The sequence below is a fragment of the Dyella sp. genome (assembly GCF_051962475.1).
Taxonomy (GTDB): domain Bacteria; phylum Pseudomonadota; class Gammaproteobacteria; order Xanthomonadales; family Rhodanobacteraceae; genus Dyella_A.
On record NZ_JBQCCF010000022.1, the window covers coordinates 21,154 to 29,671 of the forward strand.

Genomic DNA, 8,518 nt, shown 5'->3' on the forward strand with positions numbered 1-8,518 from the left:
CTCGACAGGCTCCGCCCTCGATCGTTCCTGTTGTGCAGGACGGTCTCAAGCCCGCCTTGCGCGGGTTGAAAACCTCGACGATGAAACGGGAAAGGGCACTATCGACTGCTCGAGGACGTGCACTCTGCCCCCTGCTTTTTGCAACGCCGCGCTCCTTGGTACCAGCGACGCTCAGAACCCACTTCTTGCTGTCGCCGCGTAAGCGTGGCCATCGCTCCGCGCGTCATCCACGGCACCCACCGTTTTGCGATATCGCCCCGGTGCGACTCTCATGGCGCGCTTGAACGCATGACTGAATGCGCTTTCGGACGTGTAGCCCGTTGCCTCGGCGACCTCTGCGACGGTCGCCCCCGCCAGCAATCGGCGCTCGGCCAGGTGCATGCGCCAGTTGGTGAGGTAGGCCAAAGGCGGTACCCCCATGACTTGGCGGAAGCGAACGGCGAAGGATGTGCGTGACATACCCGCAGCTTTCGCAAGGTCACCAAGGCCCCATGGTCGTTGCGGTTCCGCATGCATGCAGCTCAGTGCGCTCGCCAGGCGCCGATCGCCCAGACCTTTCAGCCAGCCGGCGTCATGGCTCGGTGCGTGTGCCAGGTAAGCGCGCAAGGTGTTCACAAACAGCAGTTGCGCAAGTTCTGCCAGCACGACGGCGCGGCCGGGGCGGTCGATGTGTTCCATTTCGCGGGTGAGTTGTTCGAGCAGCCAGCCGATGGTCGCCGCCTCCGGCAGGGTGCCTTTCACGTGCAGCATCGGAGGCAGGCCGCCAAGCAACAGCGACTGGCGCTTGTCGTCCACATAGACCATGCCGCCGAGCATGACGAAGCTGTCGCCCGTTCCGAGGCGATAGGCGCCTCCCGCGTCGCGCTCCAGGGGAAGGGGCTCGGCATCCGCGAGCCGTTTCGGATCGCTGGCCAGCAACAGCGAGCGCGTCCCGTTGGTTACAAGCACGTCGCCCGCCTCGAACCGCGCAGGCGCTCCCATCCCGTCGGTATCACACCAGCACGAGCCTTCCATGGCTGCGCAGAACTTGATGGCGTGGAGGTTGGCGAAGCGGCGCGCCCATGGACCACCCGCGACGAAACGGCCGGAGAGGCTGCATCGGGCCTGGACGAGTTCGAGCACATCGGAAAGCGGATCAGAGCTCATGGATGAACTATCGCGCATGAATGGTGCACGGTTAAGCATTCTGCATTCGGGCTTTGGGGCCTAGCTTATCCGCACCCCTTTTGGAGTTCCCTCATGTCCACCCCACAAATCCCCTTGGGCAGCGGCTTCGGCGCGGCTTCAACCGCGGAAGACGTCATTCAGGGCATCGACCTTGCCGGCAGAAACGCCGTGGTAACCGGGGGCTACTCCGGCATCGGCCTTGAAACCGTCCGCGTGCTGCGCGCCGCCGGGGCGCGCGTCTTTGTGCCGGCCCGCGATATGGACAAGGCGAAGAAGGCCCTGCGCGACATGCCGGATGTCGTTGTCGATGCGATGGACCTGCTCGATCCGGCGTCGATCGACCGCTTTGCCGAACGCGTCACCGCCTCGGCGGGCGTGCTGCATATCCTGATCAACAACGCCGGCATCATGGCGCCACCGCTGACGCGCGACAGTCGTGGCTACGAGTCCCAGTTCTCCGCCAACCATCTCGGTCATTTCCAGCTCACGTGCAAGCTGTGGCCTGCGTTGGCGGCCGCCAGCGGCGCCCGCGTCGTTTCGCTGAGCTCTTACGGCCATCGGCGGGGTGGCATCGACTTCCGGGACCCCAACTTCGAGCAGCGCGCTTATGACCCCTGGGTTGCCTACGGGCAATCGAAGACCGCCAACGCGCTGTTTGCCGTGGCGCTGGATGCGATCGGCCAGCACGACGGCGTGCGTGTGTTTGCCGTGCATCCGGGGGGCATCGTCACCGACCTCATCCGCTACATGTCGCCCGAACAGATCGAGGCCAGCCAGATTATCGACAGGAATGGTGGGCTGATCATCGATCCGGAGAACAACAAGAAGACCATCCCGCAAGGCGCGGCCACCAGCGTATGGTGCGCCACCCACCCCATGCTCGACGGCAAAGGTGGCGTGTACTGCGCCGATTGCGAGATCGCGCGTTTGCTGCCGAGCGACGAGAGCACAGAGCTGCACGGCGTGCGTCCGCGCGCGATCGATCCGGTGGCGGCAGGCAGGCTGTGGGCACTCAGTGAACGCCTCACGGGCGTCGCAATCGCCTGAAAGAAAGATGCACAGCTGAGCGCTGCGCCTGCCTGCCGGCCGGCACCAGCAAAACAGGGGGCAGAGCGCGCTTTCCCAGAAAGTCTGCCCCCTGTTCTGACACCGCGACGCGCTACTTCAGCGGCAGGAACAACTCCACAAAGACTTCGGGCGTCGACGCATCCGGCGCGAGGGCGAGCCGCCGCTGGCAATAGATCGGAAAGTCGCGCACCTCCTCCCCGCTGTCCGGCAGCCAGTCGCGGTAGAGGTACAGCGCGGCGGGCTCCAGATCATTGGTGTTGCCGGGATAGCGCAGCACCGCGCAGCGTCCGCCTGGGATCACGCCGGCCCGCATCCCCTGGTCATTCGTCTCGACCGGCTGATCAGTGCCCACACACAGATCCATGCTGTAGTCGGCCGGATTGGCCGGGCACCGCTCGGATCGAAACACCATCAAGCTCGGTCGCCCGCTTTCGGGCGACAGGCCCCTGGCCTTGCACCAGGTCTTGAATCGCTCGATCGTCGTGCCAAGCATCGCCCGATCGCCTCGATGCTCGATCATCGCCACCGGCATCGGGGGCACATCACGGATCGTCACGTCGTCGCGGCCAAAGATAATCTGCATGAGCTTGTTCCTCGCGTTGTCCAGAGGCCCGAAGGCGGCTATCCACGGCGCCCAGTCGGGCGACTTGCGAAACGACGAAGGCGACTGCCCGAACCGCTGGCGAAAAGCGCGAGCGAACGCGTCGGGTGCCTCGTAGCCAGCATCCATCGCAATGTCGGTGACGCTCTCCGCGTCGTTCCACGCCAGCCGGCGCGATGCATGTTTCATGCGGGCCAGCTGCACATAGCGATGCAGCGACAATCCGAAGGTCGCCACAAACTGGCGATGGAAATGAAACTTCGAGAAGGCGGCGACATGGCTGACCGCCTCCAGATCCAGATCCTCGTCAAGGTGCCGATCGATGTAGTCCAGCACACGCTGCATTCGCGCGTGATAATTGCGAACCGTTGCCTTCATCGTCCGTTTCTCCGTGGAGCCTCCATGTTGCCGACCGAGGTGAACCGGCGCTCGACCGATCTTGCGGGTCTGAGAGGCTCACGAATCGACAGCCCTGGCCGGGTGGCCTTAGTTCGCACGAAAACGATGCATGCGTCCTTGCACCGACGCGCGGAAAGGCGAACCCCAATCCTTTTCAGCCAGACGACAACCGAACTTCATCCGCCACCTGCCGTTTAACTGCAGTTGCATGCGCACAGAACCCGAGGTCCGCCATATGACTTCAACTCCCGTGGAGTATCGGCCCTTCGGCAAGGGTAGCGATGGCACGCTCAAGGACCTTCTTGCCGCCAGTACCGACGAGGGGTTCAAGTTCATCGATCGGCTCGTGACAGAGTTGGCGAACCATCCCGAGCAGTACGAAGGACAGGGAGCAGGCCTGCTGGGGGGCTATGCGTCCGGGCGGCTGGTAGCCATAGGCGGGTTTTCAGCCGATCCGTACACCCAGGAGCAAGGGCTCGGACGACTCCGACGCGTGTACGTGCTCCCCACGTGGCGAGGCATGGGTGTGGGTCGTCGTCTCGTAAGGACCCTTGAAACACAGGCGGCGAAAACGTATCGCGCGCTGGTGCTACGAACCGACACGGCGGCCGCAGCTCGGTTCTACGAGGCGCTGGGCTACGCACCGCTTCCGGCGGGTGGCACGGCGACGCACCGCCGAACGCTTGAGGTGGTTCACTAGAAGATCTGAGCACCTGGCGGTTCAGAGCGACGCCACATTGACCGTGATCGGGCAGCGCAGATATCGAATCAACAGCGGATGCTCATGCTGTCGGCACCGGCAGTGATGCCGCTGGCTGAAGGGGGCCTCTCTCACTGGCCGCGCAGACGCCAAGAAGCAAATGGCATACTCCCCTCGTACGCCGGGCCACACCACGATCGGCGGCCTCATCCGCCGCAGGCTCTCGCTGTCGCTGTCGCTGTCGCAGAGAATGCCGCGCCACGCATCCGTGTCGCGATAGCTGACGTCACCCATCCCGGTGAGTGCGGCGCCAGAAAGCCCGGGGATCGCAGCAGGCCATCCCAAGTCGCCCTGCTTTGGTGATCTTCGTCGCAAAAAGCGATCAAGCCCGTGCAGCACCCTAGAAGGGCTCCAATGAAGGAGCTCTCAAGGAGAATGCAAGATGGATTTTCGTATCAACTTAGCTGGCTTGGCCGTAGTTGCACTGGCCTCCTTCGGACTGTCGACGACCGCCCACGCGCTACCGGACTGCAACACCTGCGTGCCGGCCTATCAGGCTTGCGTGGCCTCGGGCGCGACGGATTGCGACACGCGCTATGCGGTGTGTCTGCGCTACTGTCCGGCGTTCGTTTCCGCCATACCCTTCGGCAAGCCGACCCGGTTTCCGGTGAAAAACCCCTTCCAGGGCAAGCAGGAAGGGACGCGACTCATCGCAGCTGTCTCGCCGCGCTGAATCGATCGTCGTGCTGAAGAAAAGCCCCGCAACTGCGGGGCTTTTCTTTCGCGAGTCGGTCGAACGCACCAAGCACGGCCGGTGAACCATGCGCAGCAGGCACCGACGCAAAACGCGACGTGGCTCATTGCGTCGATCGAAGCCGCCCCTGCCAGACAACGTACGGATTCAATCAGCCTCGCCCCTTCAACTGGAATCGTTCAACCGCCGCCCGCGGACGAATGCCTCAAAGCCCCGGGGTCCCAACCCGCTGCACGCGCGCACCGAGATCGAATGCTGGCGGCGGGACTGCCACGGGGCGCGACCGAGGAGGGTGCGGGACGGGCTTGCACCTGCTTACCCGAGCGCGGCAGTTGCACCGGCATCCGACGCTGCAGCCGTCGCGCGACGCAAAGTGGGGCGCCGCCATACTCCCTTTTCCTACAAAAAAATGAGAAATACCTCACTCAAATTCATTTTTTTGATTGCTAGCCTCGAAAGGCCGCCGGGTTGGCGGCCTAGTCGCAAAAAAAGGAGTACGACCATGCAGAATATTGAAGCGAACAGCGATGCGTCGAATCCCTACGGGATCCAGCTGGACGCGCCCATGCAGAAAAACGCAGCGGCCGGTGCCTGCGATATGAAGCCGATGGGCTTTCCTCAGGATGCGCGCTGGTACTGGAACGGCCTCGACGGCTAAGGCTGGATCTTTTCGTTTGAAAAGGTGTGAATGATCTATCGCCGCCTCACAAATGGGGCGGCGTTTTCGTGACAGGAGTCGTTGATGCTCAAGGCCGAGATTGCGTTGTCTGATCTTTCGAGCGACGTGCAATGGGTGGATGGTGCCATCGCGTTGGGACAGAGTCGAATTCGACCCTACCTCCATACGGCGCTCGAAACTCTGCTGGTTCGCACGCAAGGCCAATGGTTCGTGATCGTGCGAGAACGCTTGGCAGCGGCTGGCTCACCCGCGATGCAGACCACCGAAGTTCTCGACGCAGAGCAGTTCGACCAGCTTTATCGGGCCTGCCTTCTGTGGCCGCTCGAATACGTGATGGTCGAGGTTGCCAAAGAAGGTAACCGAGTGAGAGTGCGATCCGGTGTTTTTGGCTCCGCACCGGTTTATTGCCATGTAACGGCCGATCGGCTTGTCATTTCCTGGGACCTTGCAGATTTCATAAGGGCGCCACTGGCGATCAATTGGGAGGTTGCCAGCCGCTTCCTGGGCCTGGGGAACAACTATTCGGCGCAACACATCTGTGCCGGAATCATGATGCTGACTGAGCGGGCATCGCTCTTCGTCGAGCCGGGAAAGGCGAGATATCAATACCCGGCAGCGGTCGAACCGGCTTCACCGTCCATGCTTTTGCAAGAAGAAGAAGCGTTGGCAAGGTTCGACGAACTGTTGCGTCGTGCCATATCGCAGCGCCCTCTGGAGGCAGCGAAGATAGCTGTGGAATTGAGTGGCGGCATGGACTCAGCCACGGTTGCCAGTGCAGTGACCGCGCTACATGGGCCAGTAGCGAGCCGCGGCATTCTATTGAGCGGTGAGCAACGCCATGCGCAAGTGGCTCGGCGACGCCGCATTGCTGAACGCATCCGCTTGCGCGATGAAACGGTAGATATCGATGCCTACCCACCCAGCCTGGATCTGCGGCCGACGGCGCAACGGACGGAGTATCCCCATGCGGAACTCTATCTGGAAGCTTTCGATACCCTGTGGGGTTCTGCGCGGGCACAGGGGTGTGCGTTTCTCTTCACCGGGGTTGGTGGGGATGAGCTTTTCCCGAGCTATAGAGACGAAACCACGCAAGGGGAAAGCAAACAGGGGCTGAGTATCGTGGCTCAAGCCAGAGAGCATGCCCACAGGTTGCTTACGCCTCGCGCCCTGGCTGCATCACGCTCGTTGAACGGGTTCGATGCGCCAGCCGGGCCAGTACCGATCTCCGCCTTGCTCGCCGGCATGTGCCAGGCACCCCACCTGCTTCGCCATGGCTTATGGCCAGTCAACTTCTTGAGCGATCCTGGCCTGGTCGCCTTTTGCCATCGACTCCCAAGAAACGACCGGCACGGCCGAAGCATCATGCGGCGTTATCTTCATGCCCGGCTGGGGGAGGACGTATTTCCCGTCCACTACGTCAAGGAAACCTTTGCGCGCGTACTCCCCGAGTTGATTTCGCGGCAAGTGAAGAACATCACGCATCAACTGCAGAACTGCGCGCTGGCTGATCTCGGACTGGTGGATCAGCGAGCGGCCCTTGCGCTGTTGGACACGGTGGCCACCAAGAAAGAGGACGCGGCAACGGCCCCGCTTGTCGCATTTCTGTGGCTAGAACGATTTGTTCGGCAGGTGAGTGGCTAGCATCACTCGCTGTAGGCGCAGCGGTTCGGCGAAAATCACGCAGGGTCGGTACAGACCAAAGGCCAGCGGCCCCCGGAATTTTTCGGTAGGGTGACGGCCGGCCCCACGGAGCAGCACTGGCATGGATTCCCAACCACTCACCTTCAGCAGCCTGGACGCGCGCATCGAGTCACTGCCCGAGCATCCGGCTAGCGCCCATCCTGGTGGTCGCGTCGGCTGGGCCAGCGCCATCGCCATGGCCGCAGCGGTGTCAGCGCTGCTGCTACTCAAAGTGTTTCCCGGCAACACGACCGCGGTAGTGATCGCCGCGGCGCTGATAGCGGTGGAGATGGGCGCCTTCGCGGTAGCAATGACTGCCACGTTGCCCACCATGCACCCTGCCCGCGAGCGGCGGGAATTTGCCGAGATGCTCGATCACGACCTCCCGCACCACCAGGCCATGGTGGCGTGGATCGGGCAGTATCCCCGCGAGCAGCGGCAGGCGATGGCCACCTTTGTCGGTTTCCGTCTCGAACGATTCCGCAACAAGCTCCCGCTGTTGACCGGCAGCATGGAGAGCCTCGGCGTGCTGCCCCTGCTCGGCGCCCTCTTTCTGCAGTTCAAGGACATGCACTGGCCGCCGCATCCGAGCTGGCCGGAAGTGCTTTTGATCAGCGGCCTCATGCTCTTCTATTGGCTGAGCTTGTTGCAGATAAGCGTGCGATGGCGCCTGGAGCTGTACGACGCGCTGCTGAAGAAATCGTTGGCAGGCCCCTGAGCGACGAATCGCCGCCCTGCTCCGCTCATCGGCTGCCAGAGCATCCGGTGAAAGAGGCCATTACCAGCCGGCACTGAGCGCTCATGCAGGGCTCGGAGTGCTGCCCCGAACCATCCATATTCTCTTGCCATCAAATGCGTAATTGACGATAGCCACCAGAAATGGCGCGCCCAACACGATGCCGACGAAGTCCATGAGCACGATACGGCTGGTGAGGCTGCCATCCCAGTTGATCTCCAGCGCGAGGGACGCCAGCAAGGCCAGCGCCACGGCGAGCTTGGTCACGTACAGCGTGACGAAACCGATCCAGAACCGCTGTGTAAGCAGAGGCTTGTACCTGAGAAAGCCGTAGTAACCGCACAGGCCGATCGCATCCATCACCGTGGAAATCCCGCCTATCACGGGGTAGCGGCCAAGCACGATCATCAAGTACCCGCCCGCGAAAAGAGCCAACACGAGATAGGCCGAGTACACCCACCAAAGCACATGGCGGGATGGGCGGCGAGCTTCGATATCCATGGTTTCCCCTGTGAGTGCCGCTGAGCGAGCGGCGCGTCCTTGCCGAGAAAAGGGACGGGGCTAATTAAGCCATGCAGAGGACCATCTCTGCCAGACGACCGACCTGGCTCAATGGGCCGCGCCCCCCTTTAAATGTAACGAAGCGGGGCGGCCCCACCGGCCCACGCCGGCGGGGGCCGCCCGGGGGGGGCGGGCGGGGAGGGGCGGCCCCCGGCCACCCGGAGATGGGCAAC

General features: G+C 62.7%; 9 protein-coding genes. 6 read left to right on the forward strand and 3 right to left on the reverse strand.

Annotation, left to right across the window (positions count from 1 at the left end):
- Positions 1 to 171: 171 nt before the first annotated feature.
- Positions 172 to 1,146, reverse strand: a complete 975-nt coding sequence (locus ACTHJF_RS05155) for an AraC family transcriptional regulator (protein ID WP_440266170.1) — start codon at positions 1,144 to 1,146, stop codon at positions 172 to 174.
- 93 nt (positions 1,147 to 1,239) lie between these two features.
- Between ACTHJF_RS05155 and ACTHJF_RS05160 the strand changes: the two genes are divergently transcribed.
- Complete coding sequence (locus ACTHJF_RS05160) at positions 1,240 to 2,214, forward strand: oxidoreductase (RefSeq protein ID WP_440266171.1); 975 nt, start codon at positions 1,240 to 1,242, stop codon at positions 2,212 to 2,214.
- A 112-nt stretch (positions 2,215 to 2,326) separates the two neighbouring features.
- On the opposite strand, the gene ACTHJF_RS05165 is transcribed toward ACTHJF_RS05160, so the two are convergent.
- Entirely contained in the window at positions 2,327 to 3,214 is an 888-nt protein-coding gene (locus tag ACTHJF_RS05165) for an AraC family transcriptional regulator (RefSeq protein ID WP_440255466.1), read from the reverse strand.
- Between the two features lie 256 nt (positions 3,215 to 3,470).
- Between ACTHJF_RS05165 and ACTHJF_RS05170 the strand changes: the two genes are divergently transcribed.
- The 5 genes from ACTHJF_RS05170 to ACTHJF_RS05190 all read left to right on the forward strand — a co-directional run bounded on the left by ACTHJF_RS05170 (position 3,471) and on the right by ACTHJF_RS05190 (position 7,766).
- Positions 3,471 to 3,935 (forward strand): GNAT family N-acetyltransferase, encoded by a 465-nt coding sequence (locus tag ACTHJF_RS05170; protein WP_440266172.1) that lies wholly within the window; start codon positions 3,471 to 3,473, stop codon positions 3,933 to 3,935.
- Between the two features lie 442 nt (positions 3,936 to 4,377).
- Positions 4,378 to 4,668 (forward strand): hypothetical protein, encoded by a 291-nt coding sequence (locus ACTHJF_RS05175; RefSeq protein WP_440266173.1) that lies wholly within the window; start codon positions 4,378 to 4,380, stop codon positions 4,666 to 4,668.
- A 523-nt stretch (positions 4,669 to 5,191) separates the two neighbouring features.
- Positions 5,192 to 5,347 carry a hypothetical protein gene (locus tag ACTHJF_RS05180; RefSeq protein ID WP_440266174.1) on the forward strand — a complete coding sequence of 52 codons (156 nt, stop codon included), beginning with the start codon at positions 5,192 to 5,194 and terminating at the stop codon, positions 5,345 to 5,347.
- 84 nt (positions 5,348 to 5,431) lie between these two features.
- On the forward strand, positions 5,432 to 7,009 hold the full coding sequence (locus tag ACTHJF_RS05185) for an asparagine synthase-related protein (protein WP_440266175.1): 1,578 nt from the start codon (positions 5,432 to 5,434) through the stop codon (positions 7,007 to 7,009).
- A 121-nt stretch (positions 7,010 to 7,130) separates the two neighbouring features.
- On the forward strand, positions 7,131 to 7,766 hold the full coding sequence (locus ACTHJF_RS05190; RefSeq protein ID WP_440266176.1) for a hypothetical protein: 636 nt from the start codon (positions 7,131 to 7,133) through the stop codon (positions 7,764 to 7,766).
- 81 nt (positions 7,767 to 7,847) lie between these two features.
- Here ACTHJF_RS05190 and ACTHJF_RS05195 read toward each other — a convergent pair whose 3' ends face one another.
- Positions 7,848 to 8,285, reverse strand: a complete 438-nt coding sequence (locus ACTHJF_RS05195; RefSeq protein WP_440266177.1) for a hypothetical protein — start codon at positions 8,283 to 8,285, stop codon at positions 7,848 to 7,850.
- Between the last annotated feature and the right edge of the window lie 233 nt (positions 8,286 to 8,518).